Raw genomic sequence first — 22,587 nt, forward strand, 5'->3', positions numbered from 1 at the left:
GGAGGGCGGTGGAGCCCGACTCGGCGAGGTCGACGCCGCCGATCCCCTCACCGGCGAGGACCCGGTCCGCACGCCGCCCCTGCTCCACGACCTCGACGGAGTGGACGTCGACGTCGACATCACCCCTCCGGCGCAGCCCGGCTCCCTCTCGCTCTCCGTCGCCGCCGACGCCGTCGACCTCGCCGAGTCGGGCTCCACCGCCCTCCAGCGCCGGTTCACGGGCGGGCTCCCCACGGTCACCGTCACCGACTCGCGCGTCGGCGCGCAGAACGACTGGTACGTCCTCGCCTCGGCGAGCGCCCTCACCGGCCCGAGCGCCTCGATCGGAGCCGACCACCTCGGCTGGACCCCGCGCCTGATCACCGGCACCGGCGCCGTCGCGGGCGATCCGGTCGCCTCCTCCCTCGAGGGCGGCGCGGGCCTGCGCGACGCGCTGCTGCTCGGAGCCGCCGGCGGGGCCGGCACCTGGAGCGCCGACGCCGAGCTGCGGCTGCTGGCCGAGCCGGACGTCGAGGCCGGCTCCTACCGCTCGACGATCACGCTGTCGCTGTTCGCCTAGGCGCGGACCAGCGCAACGGCCGGGGACCGCGCCCCGCGGTCACTCCTGAGCGACCGCGACCGCCACGACGAGCGCGGAGTGGACCGTCGGCTCCGAGACGGCGAAGTAGCGGCTCGAGCCCTCGATCCAGGCCTCGGTCGCACCCTCCCTGGTGCGGAAGCGGACGGGCTCGTCGCTCGAGGTCCCACGCCCGTCGGCCTTCGCGACCGCCTGCGAGCGCAGATCGGCGAGCACCTGCTCCGCCGTCGTCGCCCCGGAGGCCACGCGGTCGCGGACGGTGCGGGCGCGCACCGCGTCGATCCCGATGTCGCGTCCGGTCGCCAGCGCCGCGACCACCGCGCCGTCGCAGTGCGCGATGCTGATCCGCATCCGCTCCAGCTCCGGGTGCTCGCCGCGGAGCACCGGGCGGCCGTGCGGTCCGGAGCAGCGCTCGCAGCGCGCGTCCACGGCGACCTCGAGGGGATCGATCCCGAGCGTCTCGGCGGCCAGCTCGCGCACGAGGACCCGGCCGAGGAGGAAGCCGTCCCGGACCTCGCGCCGACTCGTCGCCTCGTAGCGCAGGCGCTCGGCGAGGGTGAGCAGGCGCAGCATCCGGTGGCGGGCGGAGTCGAGGACCTCGGGCCGCGCCCAGCGCAGCTGCACGTCGTCGGTGGCGAGGAGGGGGAGTCCGGTCATGCCCCGGACGCTACGCACGCCAGGCGACATCGGCGTGACGGGAGGGTGGCCGGAGGGAGACGGGCCGCTGTTGACTGGGAGGCGTGCAGACCTTCCTCCCCTACCCCGACTTCCATCGCAGCGTCCGCGCCCTCGACGGCAAGCGGCTCGGCAAGCAGCGCGTCGAGACGCTGCAGGTCATGCGGGCGCTGACCGTCCCGGGGTAAGGCTGGCAGAACCACCCCGTCACGCGGATGTGGCGGGGCTACCGGCCGGCGCTGATGACCTACCAGCGCGAGACCTGCGCGGAGTGGACGGAGCGCGGCTTCGCCGACACGTGCCTCGTGAAGACCGAGGAGGCCCTCGCCGCCGCCCCGGAGGATCTCGCCGCCTACCTGACCGGCGACTACCCGCTCCCGCCGTGGTTCGGCGACGAGCGGCTGCACCTCTCGCACCGCTCGAAGCTCGTGGCCAAGGACGAGGACCACTACGGCCCGCTGTTCCCCGGCACGCCGTCGGGGCTCGACTACCTCTGGCCCGTCGGCGCCTGAGCTCAGGCCGCGGGCGGGCGGAGGAACGGGATCGCGATGCGCGGACGGAACACCTCGCGCTGGTTCGCCTTCACCAGTCCGCAGATGATCAGCACGAAGTGCACCAGCCAGAGCACGGCGAACAGCGTGATCGGGATGCCGATCGGATAGAAGTCCTTCGCGAGCGGGGTGTCGGAGGCGGCGAAGAGCAGCACGACGTGCGCGCCGAGCGTCACGACCCCGATCAGGATCACCGTCAGGCCCCAGTTCGCCGCGTTCCGCGCGTTCTCGGCGGCGAGGCCGCCCTTCCTCCGAGCGGACGGGTACACGGACGCCATGACGATGCCGCCCACGATGAGGCTGAGGAACGGGATCCCGATGAACGCGAGGAAGCCGAGAGCGTACGAGAGGGCGCCCGTGGGCGGTGCGGGGACGGCCTGCGGGGGCGCGACCCGAGCGGCCTCCGGGGTCGTCGCGTCGGCCGGTCGGGGGTCGGAGGAGGGGCTCGCCATGCCGACAGCCTAGGGAACACCGTCCCCCGGGTCGCGGTCAGGGTCTTTTCAGGCCTCTGGCCGGGCCTTCGTCTTCGGGGGCTCTCGGGTTAGTCTGTCGAGGTTGACCTGCCGCACGGAGCGTGCAGGGCGTCGGCCGCGGTCGTCGCAGCATCCGGGGGGATTCGCGAAGGAGAAGGTTTGGCGTCCGACAGAAGGACCACCGGTGGTGTGGTCAAGGCGATCGTGGGCTTCCTGGGCATGAGCGTCGTGGCCGGAGTCCTCGTGACCGCCACCGTCACCCCGGCTGTGGCGCTCGCCGGAGTCGCCGCGAACCAGTCGATCGGCGTCTTCGACGGCCTGCCCGACTACCTCGAGGTCGACAAGCTCTCCGAGAAGAGCAACATCTACGCGACCGGCTCCGACGGCCCGCAGCTGCTCGCCTCCTTCTACGTCGAGAACCGCGTCGAGGTGCCGCTCGACCGCATCGCCCAGGCCGCCAAGGACGCCGCCGTCTCGGGTGAGGACCCCCGCTTCTACGACCACGGCGGAGTCGACCTCCCCGGCACGCTCCGCGCCGTCGCGCAGACCTACGTGCTCGGCAACGACGTGCAGGGCGGATCCTCGATCACCCAGCAGTACGTGAAGAACGTCCTCGTCGAGAAGGCCGTCCGCAACATCTCGGACGACGCCGAGCGCGCGGCCGCGATCGACGAGGCCACTCGAACCTCCCCCGAGCGCAAGCTCCGCGAGATGAAGCTCGCCATCGGGCTCGAGAAGCAGTACACGAAGGACCAGATCCTCCAGGGCTACCTCAACATCGCGTTCTTCGGAGGCACCACCTACGGCCTCGAGACCGCCGCGAACTACTACTACGCGACCTCGGCCGCGGATCTCTCGATCGCCCAGGCCGCGAGCCTCATCGCGATCGTCAACAACCCGGCCGTCCTGCGGATCGACCAGCCCGACAATCCGGACAACGGCGCCGCGAACGGCTACGCCCGCAACAAGGACCGCCGCGACTACATCATCGGCAAGATGCTCGAGGAGGGGAAGATCTCGCAGGAGGACCACGACGCCGCCGTCGCCACTCCGATCGAGCCCCGCATCACCCAGCCGAGCACCGGCTGCTCGACCGCGGGCAATGCGGGATTCTTCTGCGACTACGTCACCAACGTCCTGAAGAACAACGAGATCTTCGGCGCCGACGAGGACACCCGCTGGACCAACTTCCGCCGCGGCGGCCTCGACGTCTACACGACGCTCGACGTCGGCCTGCAGGACGCGGCCGTCGCCGCCGTCGACGCGCAGGTTCCGCAGACCTGGAACTTCGACGTCGGAGCCGTCTCGGTCAGCGTCGAGGTCGGATCCGGGCGCGTGCTCGCGATGACGCAGAACAAGAAGTACTCGCAGGATCCGGACGTTCTCACGACCGACCCGTCCTACAGCGCCGTGAACTACAGCACCGATCGGGCCAACGGCGGATCCTCCGGGATCCAGCCGGGCTCGACCTACAAGCTCTTCACCCTGGTGGAGTGGCTGAAGGAGGGCCACAGCATCAACGAGTCGGTCGACGGGACGCGCAAGTCCACCTGGGGCACCTTCACGGACTCCTGCGTCTCCGGCGGCACCGACACGAGCAACGAGACGAGCGCGAAGAACGACGAGGGCGGCACCGGCGAGGTCGGCACCCCGGTGTCCTTCACGAAGACCTCCCTCAACACCGGCTTCGTCGGCATGGCCCGTGAGCTCGACCTGTGCGGCATCCGCGACACCGCGGTCGACATGGGCGTGAAGCAGGGCAGCGGCGAGGAGCTCGAGCACAACCCGTCGTCGGTGCTCGGCACGAACTACGTCTCGCCCCTCTCGATGGCCGGCGCCTTCGCCACCATCGCCTCCGGCGGCACGACCTGCGACCCCGTCGCGATCGACCGCATCACCGACTCCGCCGGAGCCGACCAGCCGGTGCCCCCGGCGAACTGCCGCCAGTCGATCGACCGCAACGTCGCCGCCACCGCGGCCGTCGCGCTGCAGGCGACCTTCACCGGCGGCGGGACGGCCGTGGCCTCCCGCACCGGCGACGGCGTTCCGCTGATCGGCAAGACCGGCACCACCGACGACGCGAAGGCCACCTGGATGACCGGAGCGAGCACCCGCGTCGCGACCGCCGTCGGCGTGTTCAACGTGAAGGGCGACGCGAACCTGCGCCTCGGCCGCTACTCCTTCGACTCCGGATCCGCCGCCACCGCGCGCCACCGCATCTGGCCGGTCGTCATGCGCGCCGCCGACGCGACGTACGGCGGGACGGACTTCCCGGAGGCCGACGGCTCGCTGCAGGTCGTCCCGAAGGTGGACATCCCGGATGTCGTCGGGCTCTCCTCCGCCGACGCCGAGGCCAAGCTCGAGGCGGCCGGCTTCGGCGTCGTGCAGGGCGGCACGGAGGCGAGCGACGCCGCGGTCGGGACGGTCACCCGCGCCGCCCCGTCGGGCTCGGCCCCGCGCGGCACCGCGATCACCGTGTTCACCAGCTCCGGCAACCAGAAGACCGTGCCGAACGTGACGGGCCAGGACCTGGAGGCCGCGAAGAACGCCTTCGGCGCCGCCGGCTTCACGAAGATCACGCTCGCCTGCGCCGAGGACCCGAAGGCGCCCGACGCCGGCCAGGTCACCGGGCAGGAGCCGGCCGGCGGCTCCCCCGTCGCTCCGGACGCCACGCTGAAGGTCACGATCACCGCGAAGAAGTGCCCCTGACCGGCGCCTGACGGCTCGCGAGAACGCGTCCGGCCCGCGAGGATCCTCGGATCCCGCGGGCCGGACGCGTTCCTGTCGGACGACGGCGTCGGAGCCGGGCCTACTGCCCGCGGCCCCGGATCGCGCCGACGATCGCGACGGTCGCGAAGTAGACGATGAGGGCCAGCACGCCGAACGAGGCGAGCGCCCCGCTGGCCTCGGCCCAGGGCCGTCGCTCGTCCGTCATGGTGCCGGGCATGACGATGTCGAGGGCGAACATGCCCACCGCCAGGGCGAAGCAGACGAGGCTCAGCACGAGCAGCGCCCGGACCGCCTTGCCCACGGGGTCGTAGTAGCGCGGGTTCGACATCGTGCCTCCGGTTCTCGTGCTCTCGTGTCTATCCCGCCCGGACCGCTGTGGCAAGCCGTGGGGACGCGAAGACCCCCGCCCCTCCCCCTCCGCGGGCGCCGCTCGCGACGACGGGCGGTGCCGTCGTGACGAGCGGTGTCTCGCGGAAGGAGGAGGGACGGGGGTCGGAGCGGGACCGGCTACGCGGCCAGCGGGAGGGCGGCGGCCGAGGTCACCAGCAGCTCGCCGGCGACAGCGTCGACGCGGACCGCGCCTCCGTCGGAGACCTCGCCGCTGACGAACAGGTCGGCGATCCGGTCGTCGATGGAGCGCTGGACGAGCCGGCGCAGGGGCCGGGCGCCGTACTGCGGCTCGTAGCCGTTCTCGGCGAGCCAGTCGACGGCCGCCTCCGTCACCTCGAGCGTCACCTCGCGGGGAGCGAGGCGGGAGCGCGTGGTGTCGAGGACGATGCCGACGATCTCCCGCAGCTGCTCGCGGCCGAGGCGGCGGAACAGGACGATCTCGTCGATCCGGTTCAGGAACTCGGGGCGCATCGCCTCGCGGAGTCGGCCCATGACGCGATCGCGCAGGTCCTTCTCCGAGGCGAAGCCCTCGGCCGACGCGTCGCTCTGAGCGACGAAGCCGAGCGCACCCGACCGCGAGGCCAGGAACTCCGAGCCGAGGTTCGAGGTCATGATGATCACCGTGTTGCGGAAGTCGACCGTCCGCCCCTGGCCGTCGGTCAGACGCCCGTCGTCGAGCACCTGCAGCAGCAGGTTGAACACGTCGGGGTGCGCCTTCTCGATCTCGTCGAAGAGGACCACCGAGTACGGGTTCCGGCGCACGCGCTCGGTCAGCTGACCGGCCTCGTCGTAGCCGACGTACCCGGGAGGGGCGCCGACCAGCCGCGAGACCGTGTGACGCTCGCCGAACTCGCTCATGTCGAAGCGGATGACCGACTGCTCGTCGGCGAAGAGGGAGCCCGCGAGGGTGCGCGCCAGCTCCGTCTTGCCGACACCGGTCGGGCCGAGGAAGAGGAACGAGCCGACCGGGCGCGAGGAGTCGCCGAGGCCTGTGCGGCTGCGGCGGACGGCCCGGGCGACCGCGGTGACCGCGTCGTCCTGGCCGATGACCCGCTGGTGCAGCTCGGTCTCGAGGTGCGCGAGGCGCTCGCGCTCCCCCTCCGTGAGCCGCGACACCGGGATGCCGGTGGCGCGGGCGATGACGGCCGCGATCTCGGTCTCGCCGACGACCGCCTCCGCGGGGGCGCTGCCGGTGGCCGCGTCGAGCTCCGCCTGCACGGCGCTGATCTCGTCGCGGACGCGGGACGCCTCCTCGTAGTGCTCGGCCGAGACGGCCGCGTTCTTGTCGGCCTCCAGGGTCGCCAGACGCTCGAGCAGAGCTCCGGTGTCGACGCCGGCTCCGAGGCGGAGGCGGAGGCGCGCGCCGGCCTGGTCGATCAGGTCGATCGCCTTGTCGGGCAGCACGCGGTCGGTGAGGTACCGGGCCGAGAGCTCGACGGAGGCGCGCAGGGCCTCGTCCGTGAAGCGCACGCGGTGGTGCTCCTCGTAGGCGGGGCGCAGGCCGTGCAGGATGGCGACCGCGTCCTCGATGCCGGGCTCGCCGACGCGGACCGGCTGGAAGCGCCGCTCCAGTGCCGGGTCCTTCTCGATGGTGCGGTACTCCTTGAGCGTGGTGGCGCCGACGAGGTGCAGCTCGCCCCGGGCCAGACGCGGCTTGAGGATGTTGCCCGCGTCCATGCCGCCCTCGCCGCCGCCGCCCGCACCGACCACGGTGTGGACCTCGTCGATGAAGACGATCAGCTCGCCGGAGTGCGCCGCGATCTCGTCCATGGTGCCGGTGAGGCGCTCCTCGAAGTCGCCGCGGTAGCGGGTGCCGGCCAGCATGCCGGGGAGGTCGAGCGAGATCACGCGCTTGCCGCGCAGCTGCTCGGGGACCTCCTCCGCCACGATCGCGCGGGCGAGGCCCTCGACGATCGCGGTCTTGCCGACGCCGGCCTCGCCGACGAGCACCGGGTTGTTCTTGGTGCGGCGGCTGAGGATCTCGACGGTCTGCTCGATCTCGTCGGCGCGCCCGATCACCGGGTCGAGCCGGCCCTCGCGGGCGAGAGCGGTGAGGTCGGTGCCGAACTTGTCGAGCATCGGAGTGTCGGAGGCGGGCTGTCCCGCCTCCTGCTGCTGCGGGGCCTCGGTCTCGCGCATGCCCTGGGTGAGGGCCTCGGCGGTGACGCCGGCGCGGGCGAGGACCTGCCCGGCGGGGGCGTCCTGGCCGAGCACGAGCGCGAAGAAGAGGTGCTCGGGCTCGATGTAGGTCGAACCGCTGGAGCGGGCGACCTGGTAGGCGTGGAACAGCGCGCGCTGCGCGCTGGGGGTGATGGTGGCCGCGTTCTGCGAGGCGTGGGCCTCGTCGGCCTGCGGGAGGCGCGCCTCTGCGGCGGTGGCGATGGCGGCGGGGTCGACGCCGATGCGGCGCACGGTTTGCGAGACGGTCTCGTCGTCGATGAGCACGCGGAGCACGTGCAGGGCGTCGAGCTCGGTCTGGCCGCGCTCGAGGGCGAAGCGTCCTGCGGACTGCAGGATGTCGCGGGTACGGGCGGTGAGGAATCGGCTGAGGTCGATCGACCGCGCCGCGCGGGCGCGCTCACCGTCGAGGTAGCGGGCGAGGAAGTCGTCGAACGAGCTCGCTCCGGCCTCGCTGTAGTTGTCGGGCACCTGTCCTCCTGAGGAAATTGAGTCGGTTACGCTCAAGTTCAACGCAGGGTTGCCGTTCCTATTCCCAGCCCTCCCCCGCGAGATGCCGCTCCAGTCCGCGACGGGCGTACCGACCGGCGTCTCGCGGGGACGGGAAGAGGCACGGACTCCGGGGAGTCCGTGCCTCTCTGCGCCGACGCGCATTTCCTCCGGGGTGGGAGCTCTAGGGGACGAGGTAGCCCGCCGCGCGGAACAGCTCGTACCACTCCGGCCGCGTGAGCGGCAGATCGGAGCCGAGGGCCGCATCGCGCACGCGCTGCTCGTTGGTCGTGCCGAGCACGACCTGCATAGCCGCCGGGTGGCGGGTGATCCAGGCGGTGGCCACGGCGATCGCCGGGACCCCGTACGTCGCTGCGAGCCGGTCGATGACGGCGTTCAGCTCGGGGTAGGCCGGGTTGTCGAGGAAGACGCCGGTGAAGAACCCCGCCTGGAAGGGCGACCAGGCCTGCACGGTGATGTCGTTCAGGCGGCAGTAGTCGAGGATGCCGGCGTCGCGCATGACGGACTGGTCCTCGCCGACCATGTTGGAGGCGACACCCTGCGCGATCAGCGGCGCATGGGTGATCGAGAGCTGCAGCTGGTTCGCCACGATCGGCTGGTTCAGCGACTTCTTCAGCAGCTCGATCTGGTACGGCGTCTGGTTCGAGACGCCGAAGTGCTTCACCTTGCCGGACGCGTGCAGCTCGTCGAACGCGCGGGCCACCTCATCGGGCTCGACGAGCGCGTCGGGCCGGTGCAGGAGCAGCACGTCGACGTAGTCGGTGCGCAACGCCTTCAGCGAGCCCTCGACCGAGGCGATCAGATGCTCGTACGAGAAGTCGAAGTAGGGGCCGTCCGGGACGATGCCCGCCTTGGTCTGCAGGACGACCTGCTCGCGCTCCGACGGGGTGAGCGCCATCGCCTCGGCGAAGCGCTCCTCGCAGCGGTGCAGCTCGCCGCCGTACACGTCGGCGTGGTCGAAGAAGTCGATGCCGGAGTCGCGGGCGGCGCCGACGAGGCCGCGGATCGCCTCGTCGCTCATCTCGGGGATGCGCATGAGGCCGAGGACGACGTTCGGGGAGTCGACACCGGAGGTGCCGAGGGGGACGTGCTTCACAGGGAGTGCTCCTTCGTTGGATACCTCGTCCACGGTAGGCGCCCCGCCTGGGCTCCGTCCAACAGGGGGCGCTGGTGCGATTCATGCGGTGGAGTGGTGAATCGGCGGAGTGGTCGGCTGGGCGGCGGTGCGCTCCGTGCTCGACGGCTTCCCCCGGGTGCTGATGCGCCTGGCCCTCTGAGGCGCGCACGACGGCCGCTCCGGCCCAGTTCCGCCGAGACACCGCCGAACCGCCCGAGGCGCCGCCGGGAGGACGGCGCCTCGGCGACAGGGCGGTGCCTCGGCGACAGGGCGGTGCCTCGGCGGGCGCGGCGACCGGGCGCCCGCCCGCCGCCCGGAGACGAGGAACGGCCCCTCACCCGCGAGGGGAGGGGCCGTTCGCCGTGGAGGCCGGGACGTGGTGTCGACGCCTAGAAGTCCCAGTCCTCGTCCTCGGTGTTCACGGCCTTGCCGATCACGTAGGAGGAGCCGGAGCCCGAGAAGAAGTCGTGGTTCTCGTCCGCGTTGGGCGAGAGGGCCGACAGGATCGCGGGGTTCACATCGGTGACCTGCTTGGGGAACATCGGCTCGTAGCCGAGGTTCATCAGCGCCTTGTTGGCGTTGTAGTGCAGGAACTTCTTGACGTCCTCGGTCAGGCCGAGCTGGTCGTAGAGGTCCTGCGTGTACTGCGCCTCGTTGTCGTAGAGCTCGTAGAGCAGCGAGAACGTGTAGTCCTTGATCTCGTCGCGCTTGGCCTGGTCGACCCGCTCGAGCCCCTTCTGGAACTTGTAGCCGATGTAGTAGCCGTGCACGGCCTCGTCGCGGATGATCAGGCGCACGAGGTCGGCCGTGTTGGTGAGCTTGGCGCGCGAGGACCAGTACATCGGCAGGTAGAAGCCCGAGTAGAAGAGGAAGGACTCCAGCAGCGTGGAGGCGACCTTCCGCTTCAGCGGGTCGTCGCCGCGGTAGTAGTCCATCACGATGGACGCCTTCTTCTGCAGGTTCGGGTTCTCCATCGACCAGCGGAAGGCCTCGTCGATGTCCTGAGTGTTCGACAGGGTCGAGAACACCGAGGAGTACGACTTGGCGTGGACCGACTCCATGAACGCGATGTTCGTGTAGACGGCCTCCTCGTGAGGCGTGATCGCGTCCGGGATGAGCGAGACGGCGCCGACGGTGCCCTGCACGGTGTCGAGCAGGGTGAGCCCGGTGAACACGCGCATGGTGAGCTGCTGCTCCTGGTGCGTGAGCGTGTTCCACGACTGGATGTCGTTCGACAGCGGCACCTTCTCGGGCAGCCAGAAGTTGCTCGTGAGGCGGTTCCACACCTCGACGTCCTTGTCGTCCTGGATCCGGTTCCAGTTGATCGCCTGGACGGAGTCGACGAGCTTGAGCTTCTCGGGGGGAGTCATGATTCCTTCTCGCTGCTGCGGATGGGTCGTGCGGAGGGGGGTGGGGCTGCGTGCTCTAGAGCATGCACGAGACGCACTGGTCGAGCTCGGTGCCCTCGAGCGCCAGCTGACGGATGCGGATGTAGTAGATCGTCTTGATGCCCTTGCGCCAGGCGTAGATCTGGGCGCGGTTGACGTCGCGGGTGGTCGCCGTGTCCTTGAAGAAGAGCGTGAGCGAGAGGCCCTGGTCGACGTGCTGCGTGGCCGCGGCGTAGGTGTCGATGATCTTCTCGTAGCCGATCTCGTACGCGTCCTGGTAGTACTCCAGGTTGTCGTTCGTCATGAACGGCGCCGGGTAGTAGACGCGGCCGAGCTTGCCCTCCTTGCGGATCTCGATCTTCGACGCGATCGGGTGGATCGAGGACGTCGAATTGTTGATGTAGGAGATCGAGCCGGTCGGCGGGACGGCCTGCAGGTTCTGGTTGTAGATGCCGTGCTCCATGACCGAGGCCTTGAGCGCACGCCAGTCGTCCTGGGTGGGGACCGCGATGCCCGAGTCGGCGAAGAGGCGGGAGACGCGCTCGGTGGCCGGCGCCCACTCCTTCTCCGTGTAGGTGTCGAAGAACTCGCCCGAGGCGTACTTCGAGTCGGCGAAGCCCTCGAAGGTGGTGCCGCGCTCGATGGAGAGGTTGTTGGAGGCGCGCAGGGCGTGGAACAGCACCGAGTAGAAGTAGATGTTGGTGAAGTCGATGCCCTCCTCGGATCCGTAGTGGATCCGCTCGCGGGCGAGGTAGCCGTGCAGGTTCATCTGGCCGAGGCCGATGGCGTGCGACTTGTCGTTGCCGTCCTCGATCGAGCGGACCGAGGTGATGTGCGACTGGTCGGACACCGAGGTGAGGCCGCGGATCGCGGTCTCGATGGTGCGGCCGAAGTCGGGCGAGTCCATCGTCAGCGCGATGTTCAGCGAGCCGAGGTTGCAGGAGATGTCCTTGCCGATCTGCGCGTAGGAGAGGTCCTCGTTGTAGGTCGTCGGAGTGTTGACCTGGAGGATCTCGGAGCAGAGGTTGGACATGTTGATGCGGCCCTTGATCGGGTTCGCCTGGTTCACCGTGTCCTCGAACACGATGTAGGGGTAGCCCGACTCGAACTGGATCTCGGCGATGGTCTGGAAGAACTCGCGCGCCGAGATCTTGGTCTTCTTGATGCGCGGGTCGTCGACCATCTCGCGGTACTTCTCCGAGAGGGAGATGTCGCCGAAGGGGATGCCGTAGACGCGCTCGACGTCGTAGGGCGAGAAGAGGTACATGTCCTCGTTGTTCTTCGCGAGCTCGAACGTGATGTCGGGCACGACGACGCCGAGGGAGAGCGTCTTGATGCGGATCTTCTCGTCGGCGTTCTCGCGCTTGGTGTCGAGGAAGCGGAGGATGTCGGGGTGGTGCGCCGAGAGGTACACCGCTCCCGCGCCCTGGCGCGCGCCGAGCTGGTTGGCGTAGCTGAAGCTGTCCTCGAGGAGCTTCATCACGGGGATGATGCCCGAGGACTGGTTCTCGATCTGCTTGATCGGGGCGCCGGCCTCGCGGATGTTCGAGAGCGAGAGGGCGACGCCGCCGCCGCGCTTGGAGAGCTGGAGCGCGGAGTTGATGCCGCGGGCGATCGACTCCATGTTGTCCTCGATGCGCAGCAGGAAGCAGGAGACGAGCTCGCCGCGCTGTGCCTTGCCGGTGTTGAGGAAGGTCGGGGTCGCGGGCTGGAAGCGGCCGGCGACGATCTCCTCGACGAGGGCGGTCGCGAGCGTCTCGTCGCCCTGGGCGAGGCCGAGGGCGGTCATCACGACGCGGTCCTCGAAGCGCTCGAGGTAGCGCTTCCCGTCGAACGTCTTGAGCGTGTACGAGGTGTAGTACTTGAACGCGCCGAGGAAGGTCGCGAAGCGGAACTTCTTCGAGTACGCCAGGTCGTTGAGCTGCTGGATGAACTCGAACGAGTACTGGTCGAGCACGGCCTGCTCGTAGTACTCCTTCTCGACCAGGTAGTCGAGGCGCTCCTTGAGCGTGTGGAAGAACACCGTGTTCTGGTTGACGTGCTGCAGGAAGAACTCGCGAGCGGCCTCGCGGTCCTTGTCGAACTGGATCTCTCCGTTCGGGCCGTAGAGGTTCAGCATCGCGTTGAGCGAGTGGTAGTCCATCTGTGCGGCGTCGCGGGGAGCGTCGATCACTGCTGCGTCCAAAACGTGTCCAATCCTTCGTCGACGGCGCGGACGTCGTCGGGTGTTCCGAATACTTCGAATCGATAGAGGTGCGGCACCTCGCACTTGCGGGCGATGATGTCGCCGGCGAGGCAGTACGCCTCGCCGAAGTTCGTGTTGCCGGCGCCGATGACGCCGCGGATCAGGGAGCGGTTGCACGGATCGTTGAGGAACCGGATGACCTGCTTGGGGACCGCTCCTCCGCCGTTGCCGCCGCCGTAGGTGGGGAGGACGAGCACGTACGGCTCGTGGACGTGGAGCGTGTCGAGGGCGGCTCCGTCGCGGCGGGCGTGGAGCGGGATGCGCTGCGCCGGCCGTCCGAGCTTCTCGATGAACCGGTGCGTGTTCCCCGAGCTGCTGGAGAAGTACACGAGCCCGCTCATCCTTCGGCCCCTCTCCCCGTCAGCTGCTGTTCTCGGTCCCGCCTCCGAGGCGGCTGCGCGGTGAGCCGCAAGGCGGAGGAGGAGGCCGCAGCGGCGCTACGGCGCCCGCCGACGACGTCGCGGATCGCCGTCCGTGCGCCTCAGAGGGTCGCGATCTTGTCGGGGCGGAAGCCGGACCAGTGGTCGTCGTCCGTGATGACGACCGGCGCCTGGAGGTAGCCGAGGGCCTTGACGGCCTCGAGGGCCTTCTCGTCCACGGAGAGGTCGAACACCTCGTAGTCGATGCCCTTGCTGTCGAGGGCGCGGTACGTCGCGGTGCACTGGACGCAAGAGGGCTTGGTGTAGACCGTCACAGCCATGGGTGTCGCCTTTCGGAGGGGGTGTCCCGGTGCCGCTCCCCGACCGGCGGCTCGCGATGCGGGCGGGGTCGGAGGGTGGTCCGGGTGAGTTCTGGGTGCCGGTGGGGCTCTCGCTCCGACCTGCTCAGCAATACTACATATAGGGGGCGGGCCGGTGTCAGCCCACTAGACGTAGTAGTTACAGCCGTGTAGTTATCCACCGGCTCCTCCCCCGTTCATCCACAGGCCGGAGCCCGTGGAACCGCGGAAGGACGCGGATCCGGACGAACCATCCACAGGTGTGGACAGAAGGATCCCGTTCACTGTGTACAACGCGCCACGGCGTGTCGGCATGCCCGACCGGTGGGGTCCGCGCGGCGGCTCGACCACAAGATGTGGTGGTCGGATCGCATCTCGGGGCATGCCCGGACGGTACGCCCGACCACCGACACCGCGAACGGTCAGAGGAGCTGCGCGGCCCACTCCCGGGCGACGGCGCGCAGGTGCGGGAACGGGTCCGCGAGGGCCGCGGACGAGGAGCCCGCCGCCTCCGTCAGCGACACCGCAGCGGTGAAGCCGGGAGTCGGCGCCGCGATCGCCCCGGCGACGAGGAGTGTCCGCGCCCCGGCCGCCTCGGCGAGCGCGAGGACGTGCACCGGGACCTTGCCGGCGGCGGACTGCGCGTCGAAGCGCCCCTCCCCCGTGATGACGACGTCCGCGCCCGCGAGGAGCGCCGGGAGCCCGATCGCCCGTCCGACGGCGTCGGCGCCGGAGGTCGGGCGCGCGCCCCAGGCGAGCAGCCCGAAGCCCGTCCCGCCCGCCGCCCCGGAGCCCGGCGCATCGGGATCCGCGTCCAGGTGCGCAGCGAGACGGCGGAGGCCGCTCTCGAGGAGGAGGACGTCCTCGGGGCGGGCCCCCTTCTGCGGTCCGAAGACGCGGGCCGCCCCGGAGTCGCCGAGCAGCGGGGTCGCGACGTCGCTGAGCACGACCGCGCCTCCGGGCGGCAGAGGACGCAGCGCGCGGACGTCGGCGGCGGCGAGCGCGGGCAGCACACCGCCTCCCTCGCCGAGGTCGCGGCCGGAGGCGGTGGAGAAGCGTGCGCCGAGCTCGCGGAGCGCTCCGACTCCGCCGTCGGTCGAGGCGCTGCCGCCGATCGCCAGCAGCAGGGCGTGCGCCCCCGCGTCGAGGGCGGCGGCGATCGCGCGGCCGAAGCCGCGCGTGTGCGCGGTGAGCGGTCGGAGCGGGTCGAGCAGCGTGATGCCGCTCGTGGAGGCGAGCTCGACGACGGCTGTCCCGTCGGGGAGCAGCAGCCACCAGGCGCGGACCGGCCGGGAGTCCGGGCCGGGCACGACGACCGGCAGCCGCTGCGACCCCGGGACCGCGAGCGCGAAGGCCTCGACCGTGCCCTCTCCCCCGTCGGCCATCGGCGCGAGGACGATCTCGTCCCCCGCGCGCGCAGCGCTCCAGCCCTCGGCGATCGCCCGCGCGACCTCGACCGCGCTCGCCGACCCCTTGAAGGAGTCGGGCGCGACGACGACCCTCAGCCTGCCCACGCGCTCAGTGTGGCACCGCGCCGCCGCTCAGAGCGGGGTCGCGAGCCGGTAGCCGCGCTTGATCACCGTCGCCACGAGCCGCGGTTCGGGGAGGGCCTGACGGAGGCGGCTGACGGCGACGTCGACCGCGTGGTCGTCGAGCGCCTCCGGCGCGGAGGCCGCGAGGACGTGACGCGCGACGGTCGCGCCCTCGGCGGCGACGAGAGTCCGGAACAGCGCGAGCGCGACCGGGGTCAGCGCCACCCGGGTCCCGGCCAGGACCGCGTGCCGGCCTCGGAGCTCGAGAGTGCCGAAGGCCGTCTCGATGCGGGGCGACGCCTGCTCGAGGTGCTCGCAGGTCAGGCGGATGAGCGCGCCCATCCGGAACCGGTCCGGCACGACCGGGAGGATCCCTGCCTCGAACAGGGGTGCTGCGGTCACCGGGCCGACGGCGGCGGCGACCACCGTCTCGCGGAAGGCCGCCTGGAGGTCGTCGAGGCGGCCCGCGGCCTCCGCGACCGTGAAGAGCGCCTCCACCGCCGGCGCGCTGGTGAAGGTGACGGCGTCGATGCCCCCTCCGCAGACCGCGTCGATCAGCCGCAGCACCCGGGCGGAGTCCTCGTGCACGCTCCAGCGGTAGGGCGCGGCCGTGAGCACCCGGGCGCCGGCGTCGCGGAGACGCTGCAGCTGAGCCGGGTCGGTGAATCCGTGCAGCTGCACCGCGATCGTGCGGCCGGCGACGCCCTCGCGCAGGGCCAGGTCGACGAGGGAGGTGGTCGTCTCGCGCTCGCTCATCCCGTGGTCGTCGAGACCCGCCGCACGGATCGCTCCGCGCGCCTTGGGTCCGCGGACGAGGATCCGCGCGGAGGACAGCGCGTCGGCCAGCTCGATCCCCGCGGCGTCCGCGGCCTCGAGCCAGCGCCGCAGGCCGTAGGAGGTGGTGGCGAGGAGCACGTCGGGACGGGCGGCGACGATGGCGCGGGTCTCCTCCTCGAGCGCGCCCTCGGTGTCGACGCCGCGCATTCGGATGGTGGGGGCGTGCGTGACGGCGGCACCGCGGCGCTCGAACGCGGCGATCAGGTCCTCGGAGCGGCGGTCGGAGGTGACCCCGATGCGGAAGCCGTCCAGCTGGTCGGGTCGGAACCCCACGGCGGCGTCGGGATCGGTGCCGGTCATGCTCGGCCCCCTCGGGGTCTCACGCGGTCAGTGCATCGACCGCTCGGGCGATGCTCTCGGGGTCCCCCGCATCATGGCACGCGGCCTGCCGGACCACCTCGCCGATGACGATCACGGCGGGCGAGCGCGGTGCCAGCTCGGCGAGCAGGCCGAGCACTGCGCCGACCGACGAGACCGTCGTGCGCTGGTCGCGCGACCAGCCCCGCTCGACGATCGCGAGGGGCGTGTCGGCGCGCATCCCGGCGCGCTGCAGCCCGGCGACGAGGTGCGGGAGGGTGTTCACGCCCATCAGCACCACGATCGTCCCGCCCAGCCCGGCCAGATGGCCGAGCTCCTGCTCGCTGAACGGCGCATGGCCCGAGACCACGGTGAAGGCCCTGCTGACCTCGCGGTGGGTGACCGGGATCCCGGCGGCGGCGGGCACCGAGATCGCGCTGGTCACTCCGGGGACGACCGTGGAGCCGACGCCGGCGAGCCGGCACGCGCGCACCTCCTCCGACCCGCGGCCGAACACGAACGGATCGCCGCCCTTCAGGCGCACGACGTCCAGACCCGCGAGGGCCCGTTCGATCATCAGCCGCTCGATCTCGTGCTGCGGCACCGCATGATGACCCGGCGTCTTGCCGACGTCGATCAGCTCGGCGCCGGGCGCCCACTCGGCCAGGCCCTCGTGCGGACCGAGCCGGTCGTAGAGCACCACGTCCGCGTCGCGGAGGGCGCGGCGGGCGGCGAGGGTCATCAGATCCGGATCGCCGGGGCCGCCGCCGACGATGCTGACGTGCCCGACCGGCCGGGTCGGCGCGGGGGCCTCGTCGACGATCCAGGGGCAGAGCTCGGCCGCCGCTGCTCGGAGCGGCGCCGGCCCCTCCACCCACACGATCAGGGCCGGGGGCGCCGGGGTGAGCGCGTCCTCCGCCTCGTGCCGCTCGACGAGTGCGCCGGCGGCTCGGTAGCGGGCGAGCACGCGGCGGGTCCCGGAGGCGGTGCCGATCACGAGCACGCGGCGTCCGGCGAGGTCGAGGGAGAGCTGCATCACGAGTCCGATCCGATCCCGGCCGGACCGACGGGGATCCTCGGCCCCGCGACCAGCACGGGTCCGTCCGGTCTCTCGTCCCGGCCGGCGGGCCGGACCTGCCCGCGCTCGCGCACGGTCGCGACGCGCGGATCCGCGGTGTCCGGGGCGTTCACGAAGGAGCGGAAGCGGCGGAGCCGGTCGGGATCGGCGAGGGTCGCCGCCCACTCGTCGACGTAGGTGTCGACGTGCGTGGCCATGGCGGCCTCCAGCTCGGCGGCGATGCCGAGCGAGTCCTCGCAGACCACCTCGCGCACGTGCTCGAGTCCGCCGGGGAGCTCCTCCTGCCAGCGTGCGGTCCGCTGGAGCCGCTCGGCCGTCCGCACGTAGTACATGACGTAGCGGTCGATGTAGCGCACCAGGGTCTCGTCGTCGAGGTCCTGCGCGAGCAGCTGGGCGTGCGCCGGCTGGTAGCCGCCGTTGCCGCCGACGTAGAGGTTCCAGCCGAGGTCGCTCGCGATGACGCCGATGTCCTTCCCCCGCGCCTCGGCGCACTCGCGGGCGCAGCCGCTGACCCCGAGCTTGAACTTGTGCGGCGAGCGGAGACCCCGGTACCGCTCCTCGAGGAAGACCGCCATCCCGACCGCGTCCTGGACTCCGAAGCGGCACCAGGTCGATCCGACGCACGACTTGACCGTGCGCAGCGACTTGCCGTACGCCTGACCCGACTCGAAGCCGGCGTCGACGAGGAGGCGCCAGATCTCGGGCAGCTGCTCGAGGCGGGCGCCGAACATGTCGATCCGCTGCCCGCCCGTGATCTTCGTGTAGAGGCCGTACTGCTCGGCGACCTCGGCGATCACCTTGAGCTTCGCCGGCGTGATCTCGCCCCCGGGGATCCGCGGGACGACGGAGTAGGTGCCGTCCTTCTGCATGTTGGCCAGGGCGCGGTCGTTGGTGTCCTGCAGCGGCGCCTGGCCGCCGTCGAGGATGTAGGCGTTCGTCTGGGTGGCGAGGACGGAGGCGATCACCGGCTTGCAGACGTCGCAGCCCAGCCCGGAGCCGAAGCGCTCCATCACCTGCTCGGCCGAGTGCAGCCCGAGGATGCGGACCGACTCGAACAGCTCGCTGCGGCTGAGCGCCACGTGCTCGCAGAGGGCGCGGGAGACCTCGACGCCCGCACGGATCAGCTCCGTGTCGAGCAGCTTCTTCACCAGGGGCACGCACGATCCGCACTGGGTGCCCGCGCGGGTGCAGGCCTTGAGCGGCCCCAGATCGGTGCACCCCTCGCCGATCGCGTGGCGGACCTCGCCGACCGAGACGTTGTTGCACGAGCAGACCTGGGCGTCGTCCGGAAGGTCGCCCGAGGGCGCCTCCGCCCCCGCCGCCGCGAGGTAGGCGCCGGGCTCGGCCGGCAGCTCGCGCCCCAGCAGCGGGCGGAGGGAGGAGTAGGGGCCCGCGTCGCCGACGAACATCCCGCCGAGCAGCGTGCGCGCATCGTCCGAGACGACGACCTTCTGGTAGAGACCGCGGGCCGGATCGGCGTAGACGACCTCGAGCGCTCCCTCCGTGGTGCCGAGGGCGTCGCCGAAGCTGGCGACCTCCACGCCCGAGAGCTTGAGCTTGGTGGCGTCGTCGACCCCCGGGAAGGTCGCGTCGCCGCCGAGGATCCGGTCGGCGACCACCTCCGCCATCGCGTTGGCGGGTGCGACGAGCCCGACCGTGCGGCCGGCGATCGCGGCGACCTCGCCGATGGCCCAGACTCCCGCCCTGCTGGTGCGGCAGGCCTCGTCGACGACCACGCCTCCGCGCGGTGCGACCTCGATCCCGACCGCTCGGGCGAGCTCGTCGCGCGCCGTGATCCCGATGGAGAAGACCACGAGATCGGCGCTGATGCTGCTGCCGTCGGTCAGCGCGACGCCGAGCACCGTCCCGGTCGGCGAGGTGAGGATCGCGGTGGGCCGGTTGCCGAGGTGCAGCGCGATCCCCTGCGCCGAGATGATGCGGCCGAGGGCCTGCCCGGCGCCCTCGTCGAGCTGCGCGCTCATCAGCCAGCGGCCGGAGTGGACGAGGGCGGTGCGCGCACCGAGCCGGTGCGCGCCTCCCGCCGCCTCGAGGCCGAGCAGACCGCCGCCGACCACGACCACGATCGCGGGGCGTCCGCGCCGGGCGCGGAACGCGGCGAGCTCGGCGACGAGCCCGTCCACGTCCTCGAGCGTGCGGTAGACGCGGCCGTGCTCGGCGCCCTCGATCGGCGGGACCGTGGCGGACGAGCCCGTCGCCAGGACGATCTCGTCGCCATCGAGGGAGCGGCCGTCCGCGAGCTCGACGCGCAGGCGGTCGGGATCGATCGCGACGACACGGGAGGAGGTGATCAGCCGCGCCGACTCCCACAGAGCGCCGTCGCCCAGAGTCAGGTCGTGCTCGCCGTCGAGGCGCTTCGAGAGTGCGACGCGGTCGTAGGGACGGTGCACCTCCTCGCCGAGGACGGTGATCTCCAGCGCCTGGTCGCCGGCCCGGGCGACGAGCGCGTCGACCAGGCGGTGCGCGGCGGGTCCCGCTCCGACGACGAGCACGCGTCGGGGCCGGGCGGCGGGGTTCGGTCCAGGAGTCATGACGTCCACCGTAGGGACGGCCCGTTTCCCCGCCGTTGCCCCGGTGTAACAGCGTGTGACGCGCGCCTCTCGGCGAGCGCCGCAGGCCGTGAGGGCTTCGTTACGCCCGTGACACCGGAGGCGTGCTCGCACGAAACGCGCGATCCCTACCGTTGCCTCATCGCGTCCGACCGGATGCGGTGGCCCACCCGCAGGAAGAAGGCGCAGCGATGACCCTCCTCGATCGGCTCGCCCCCGCGACCGCCACCACCTGGGTGCCGGTCTGCGCCGTCGGCGACCTCGAGCCGCTCTGGGGCGAGGCCGCCCTGGTCGGCGGTGTGCAGCTCGCCCTGTTCCTCCTGCCCGACGGGCGGGTGCGGGCCGTCTCGAACCTCGACCCCGCGACCGGCGCGGCCGTGCTCTCGCGCGGCATCGTCGGCTCGCGTCTGGTCGACGGGGTGCAGCGGCCCACGATCGCCTCGCCCCTGCACAAGGACGTCTTCGACCTCGAGACCGGCGCCTGCTTCACACGAGCGGAGCTGCACCTCGCCACCTGGCAGGTGCGCGAGAGCGACGGCACGATCGAGGTCGCCCAGCGGACCGCTCTGGTAGCCGCGTCCCACGGGACCTCCGACGACGACGGGAGGCGTGCCGTCGCCGCGCTGGTCGAGGCGGTCCGCCGGGCCAACCCGGCGCTGGACGTGCTCGACTCCTTCGTCGACGTGCAGCAGCCCGACGTCCCCGCGACCCTGGGCTCTCTCGAGCCGGGCCGGCCGGCGGTGGTCGTGCCGCTGCTGCTCTCGGCCGGCTACCACGTGCACGTCGACCTGGCCGAGGCCGCGGCGGAGGCGGAGCGGCCGGTGCGGGTCTCGGGCGCGCTCGGACCCGATCCCCGCCTGGCGCGCGTGCTCGCCCGCCGGCTCCACGAGGCAGGGCTCGACGACGGCGACCGCGTCGTGCTCGCCGCTGCCGGCTCGAGCGACGCCGGTGCCGTCGCGGACTGCTGGACCACCGGCCGCCTCCTCGCCGCCGAGCTCGGCCGCGAGGTGAGCACCTCGTTCATCTCGGCCGCCGAGCCGCGGATCGCGGAGGCGGTCGCCGCCGAGCGCGCCGCCCACCCCGGCGCGCGCGTCGTGGTCGCCACCTACCTGCTCGCGCCCGGCTACTTCGCCGGCCTGGCCGCCTCCGCGGGGGCCGACCTCGCCTCCGCTCCCCTCCTCACCGCCGTCGATCCGCCCGCCCGCGAGCTGGTCGACATCGTCTCGGAGCTGTTCGGGCGCAACGCCTGACGCCTCCTCCCCGCACCACCACCGCTCCACCTCCCCGTCCCGAGCGCGCCCTCGCGCGCGCCGCCCACCCTCCGGAGGACCACGATGACTGCTGCACCCCCGACCACCGCCCCCACGACCGCCGCCACATCCACCGGCATCACCCGACGGCCGGGCCGCTGGATCGACGGCTGGAACCCCGAGGACCCCGCCCAGTGGGAGGCGGAGGGACGCTCCGTCGCCGCCCGCAACCTGAGGTGGTCGATCTTCGCCGAGTTCCTCGGCTTCGTCGTCTGGCAGCTCTGGTCGGTCGTGGTCGTCTCGCTGCCGGCGGCCGGATTCGCCTTCGACACCGGGCAGATCTTCTGGCTCATCTCGATGCCGAGCCTCGTCGGCGCCACCCTCCGGATCCCGTACACGTTCATGGTCCCCCGCTTCGGCGGCCGCAACTGGACGATCGTGTCGGCGGGCCTCCTGCTGATCCCGAGCGTCGGACTCGGCATCGCGGTCTCGAATCCGGAGACCCCGTTCGGCGTCATGCTCCTGGTGGCCGCGCTCGCCGGCTTCGGCGGCGGCAACTTCGCCAGCTCGATGGCGAACATCACCTTCTTCTACCCGCACGCGCAGAAGGGCTGGGCTCTGGGGCTCAACGCCGCGGGCGGCAACCTGGGCGCCTCCGTCGCGCAGCTCGTCGTGCCGATCGCGATCACCGTCGGCGCCGCGGCCACGCTGAACCTGCCGATCGCCGGCTTCCTCTGGGTCCCCCTGATCGTCGTGGCGATGATCGGCGCCGCCAAGCGCATGGACAACCTCTCGACCGCGAAGTCCGACGTCGCCGCCTCCCTCGCCGCGCTCCGCGAGCCGCACCTCTGGCTGCTGGCCGTGCTCTACATCGGCACCTTCGGGTCCTTCATCGGATTCGCCGGCGTGTTCCCGAAGCTCATCGCCGACACCTTCCCCGAGTTCTCCGGCTTCGCCGTCGGCTCGGCGACGGTCGGCCTCGCGTTCCTCGGCTCCCTGGTGGGCTCGCTGTCCCGCCCCTCCGGCGGCCGTCTGGCCGACCGCTTCGGCGGAGCGCCTGTCACGGTCCTCGCCTTCGTCGCCATGGGCGCCGGGATCCTCGGCGTGATCGCGACACTGCCGCTCGGCAGCTTCTGGCTCTTCCTCGCCTGCTTCCTCGTGCTCTTCTCGGCGGCCGGTATCGGCAACGGCGCGACCTACCGCATGATCCCCACGGTGTTCGCCCTCCGCGCCCGCCAGCGCGGCGACGACGGCATCGGCGCCCAGCGCACGTCCGCCGCGGCGCTCGGCCTGATCTCGGCGATCGGCGCCTACGGCGGCTTCGTGATCCCCCAGCTGCTCGGCTTCTCCAAGACCGAGTTCGGCGACTACACCACGGCGCTGGGCTGGTTCGTCGGCGCCTACGCGGTGATGCTCGCGATCACGGCCGGCGTCTACCTCCGCCTCGCCGCGAAGACGGGGACCCGGATCTGAC

The 22,587-nt window shown here is 71.7% G+C and carries 17 protein-coding genes and 1 pseudogene; 5 read left to right on the forward strand and 13 right to left on the reverse strand.

Annotated elements, in window-relative coordinates; translation table 11 throughout:
* The coding region (locus C5D36_RS16950; protein WP_104296123.1) for a hypothetical protein at positions 1 to 559 on the forward strand (559 nt) is incomplete at its 5' end.
* A 39-nt stretch (positions 560 to 598) separates the two neighbouring features.
* On the opposite strand, the gene C5D36_RS14695 is transcribed toward C5D36_RS16950, so the two are convergent.
* Positions 599 to 1,234 (reverse strand): 4'-phosphopantetheinyl transferase superfamily protein, encoded by a 636-nt coding sequence (locus tag C5D36_RS14695; RefSeq protein ID WP_104296124.1) that lies wholly within the window; start codon positions 1,232 to 1,234, stop codon positions 599 to 601.
* Between the two features lie 83 nt (positions 1,235 to 1,317).
* On the opposite strand from C5D36_RS14695, the pseudogene C5D36_RS14700 reads away from it, so the two are divergent.
* Positions 1,318 to 1,764, forward strand: a pseudogene (locus C5D36_RS14700) (MSMEG_6728 family protein).
* 2 nt (positions 1,765 to 1,766) lie between these two features.
* On the opposite strand, the gene C5D36_RS14705 reads toward C5D36_RS14700, so the two are convergent.
* Positions 1,767 to 2,255, reverse strand: a complete 489-nt coding sequence (locus C5D36_RS14705; protein WP_104296125.1) for a DUF4870 domain-containing protein — start codon at positions 2,253 to 2,255, stop codon at positions 1,767 to 1,769.
* A gap of 180 nt (positions 2,256 to 2,435) precedes the next feature.
* Between C5D36_RS14705 and C5D36_RS14710 the strand changes: the two genes are divergently transcribed.
* Positions 2,436 to 4,985 carry a transglycosylase domain-containing protein gene (locus C5D36_RS14710; RefSeq protein WP_258060041.1) on the forward strand — a complete coding sequence of 850 codons (2,550 nt, stop codon included), beginning with the start codon at positions 2,436 to 2,438 and terminating at the stop codon, positions 4,983 to 4,985.
* 100 nt (positions 4,986 to 5,085) lie between these two features.
* Here C5D36_RS14710 and C5D36_RS14715 read toward each other — a convergent pair whose 3' ends face one another.
* From C5D36_RS14715 to nirB, 11 genes are all read right to left on the reverse strand, one after another.
* Entirely contained in the window at positions 5,086 to 5,334 is a 249-nt protein-coding gene (locus tag C5D36_RS14715; RefSeq protein ID WP_104224361.1) for a hypothetical protein, read from the reverse strand.
* Positions 5,335 to 5,513: 179 nt separating this feature from the next.
* On the reverse strand, positions 5,514 to 8,045 hold the full coding sequence (locus C5D36_RS14720; protein WP_104296126.1) for an ATP-dependent Clp protease ATP-binding subunit: 2,532 nt from the start codon (positions 8,043 to 8,045) through the stop codon (positions 5,514 to 5,516).
* Between the two features lie 202 nt (positions 8,046 to 8,247).
* Positions 8,248 to 9,180 (reverse strand): aldo/keto reductase family oxidoreductase, encoded by a 933-nt coding sequence (locus tag C5D36_RS14725; protein ID WP_258060040.1) that lies wholly within the window; start codon positions 9,178 to 9,180, stop codon positions 8,248 to 8,250.
* Positions 9,181 to 9,590: 410 nt separating this feature from the next.
* Positions 9,591 to 10,571, reverse strand: a complete 981-nt coding sequence (gene nrdF, locus C5D36_RS14730) for a class 1b ribonucleoside-diphosphate reductase subunit beta (protein ID WP_104224358.1) — start codon at positions 10,569 to 10,571, stop codon at positions 9,591 to 9,593.
* 55 nt (positions 10,572 to 10,626) lie between these two features.
* Positions 10,627 to 12,732, reverse strand: coding sequence for a class 1b ribonucleoside-diphosphate reductase subunit alpha (nrdE, locus tag C5D36_RS14735; RefSeq protein ID WP_104234484.1), 2,106 nt, complete (start codon positions 12,730 to 12,732; stop codon positions 10,627 to 10,629).
* Positions 12,733 to 12,758: 26 nt separating this feature from the next.
* Entirely contained in the window at positions 12,759 to 13,175 is a 417-nt protein-coding gene (nrdI, locus tag C5D36_RS14740) for a class Ib ribonucleoside-diphosphate reductase assembly flavoprotein NrdI (RefSeq protein ID WP_104224357.1), read from the reverse strand.
* Between the two features lie 140 nt (positions 13,176 to 13,315).
* Entirely contained in the window at positions 13,316 to 13,534 is a 219-nt protein-coding gene (gene nrdH / locus C5D36_RS14745) for a glutaredoxin-like protein NrdH (RefSeq protein WP_068255139.1), read from the reverse strand.
* A 440-nt stretch (positions 13,535 to 13,974) separates the two neighbouring features.
* Positions 13,975 to 15,057 carry a glycerate kinase gene (locus tag C5D36_RS14750; RefSeq protein WP_104296137.1) on the reverse strand — a complete coding sequence of 361 codons (1,083 nt, stop codon included), beginning with the start codon at positions 15,055 to 15,057 and terminating at the stop codon, positions 13,975 to 13,977.
* Positions 15,058 to 15,093: 36 nt separating this feature from the next.
* Positions 15,094 to 16,221 carry a uroporphyrinogen-III synthase gene (locus tag C5D36_RS14755; RefSeq protein WP_104292717.1) on the reverse strand — a complete coding sequence of 376 codons (1,128 nt, stop codon included), beginning with the start codon at positions 16,219 to 16,221 and terminating at the stop codon, positions 15,094 to 15,096.
* Between the two features lie 19 nt (positions 16,222 to 16,240).
* Entirely contained in the window at positions 16,241 to 17,254 is a 1,014-nt protein-coding gene (cobA, locus tag C5D36_RS14760; RefSeq protein ID WP_104224371.1) for a uroporphyrinogen-III C-methyltransferase, read from the reverse strand.
* Positions 17,254 to 19,845 carry a nitrite reductase large subunit NirB gene (gene nirB, locus C5D36_RS14765; protein ID WP_104296138.1) on the reverse strand — a complete coding sequence of 864 codons (2,592 nt, stop codon included), beginning with the start codon at positions 19,843 to 19,845 and terminating at the stop codon, positions 17,254 to 17,256. Before nirB ends, cobA begins: the two co-directional genes overlap by 1 nt.
* A 209-nt stretch (positions 19,846 to 20,054) precedes the next feature.
* On the opposite strand from nirB, the gene nirD reads away from it, so the two are divergent.
* Positions 20,055 to 21,113 carry a nitrite reductase small subunit NirD gene (gene nirD, locus C5D36_RS17295; protein ID WP_104224353.1) on the forward strand — a complete coding sequence of 353 codons (1,059 nt, stop codon included), beginning with the start codon at positions 20,055 to 20,057 and terminating at the stop codon, positions 21,111 to 21,113.
* Between the two features lie 84 nt (positions 21,114 to 21,197).
* A complete protein-coding gene (locus tag C5D36_RS14775; RefSeq protein ID WP_104296127.1) occupies positions 21,198 to 22,586 on the forward strand; it encodes an MFS transporter in 1,389 nt (462 codons plus the stop codon).
* Position 22,587 lies beyond the last annotated feature (1 nt).

The sequence above is a fragment of the Rathayibacter sp. AY1C6 genome (assembly GCF_002931535.1).
GTDB lineage: Bacteria > Actinomycetota > Actinomycetes > Actinomycetales > Microbacteriaceae > Rathayibacter.

Excerpts from the sequence above, each read along its gene's own strand:
- C5D36_RS14695 (WP_104296124.1), bottom strand. The coding sequence starts at position 1,234 with ATGACCGGACTCCCCCTCCTCGCCACCGACGACGTGCAGCTGCGCTGG.
- C5D36_RS14705 (WP_104296125.1), bottom strand. The coding sequence starts at position 2,255 with ATGGCGAGCCCCTCCTCCGACCCCCGACCGGCCGACGCGACGACCCCG.
- C5D36_RS14715 (WP_104224361.1), bottom strand. The coding sequence starts at position 5,334 with ATGTCGAACCCGCGCTACTACGACCCCGTGGGCAAGGCGGTCCGGGCG.
- nrdF (WP_104224358.1), bottom strand. The coding sequence starts at position 10,571 with ATGACTCCCCCCGAGAAGCTCAAGCTCGTCGACTCCGTCCAGGCGATC.
- nrdE (WP_104234484.1), bottom strand. The coding sequence starts at position 12,732 with ATGGACTACCACTCGCTCAACGCGATGCTGAACCTCTACGGCCCGAAC.
- nrdI (WP_104224357.1), bottom strand. The coding sequence starts at position 13,175 with ATGAGCGGGCTCGTGTACTTCTCCAGCAGCTCGGGGAACACGCACCGG.
- nrdH (WP_068255139.1), bottom strand. The coding sequence starts at position 13,534 with ATGGCTGTGACGGTCTACACCAAGCCCTCTTGCGTCCAGTGCACCGCG.
- C5D36_RS14755 (WP_104292717.1), bottom strand. The coding sequence starts at position 16,221 with ATGACCGGCACCGATCCCGACGCCGCCGTGGGGTTCCGACCCGACCAG.
- cobA (WP_104224371.1), bottom strand. The coding sequence starts at position 17,254 with ATGCAGCTCTCCCTCGACCTCGCCGGACGCCGCGTGCTCGTGATCGGC.
- nirB (WP_104296138.1), bottom strand. The coding sequence starts at position 19,845 with ATGACTCCTGGACCGAACCCCGCCGCCCGGCCCCGACGCGTGCTCGTC.
- nirD (WP_104224353.1), top strand. The coding sequence starts at position 20,055 with ATGACCCTCCTCGATCGGCTCGCCCCCGCGACCGCCACCACCTGGGTG.
- C5D36_RS14775 (WP_104296127.1), top strand. The coding sequence starts at position 21,198 with ATGACTGCTGCACCCCCGACCACCGCCCCCACGACCGCCGCCACATCC.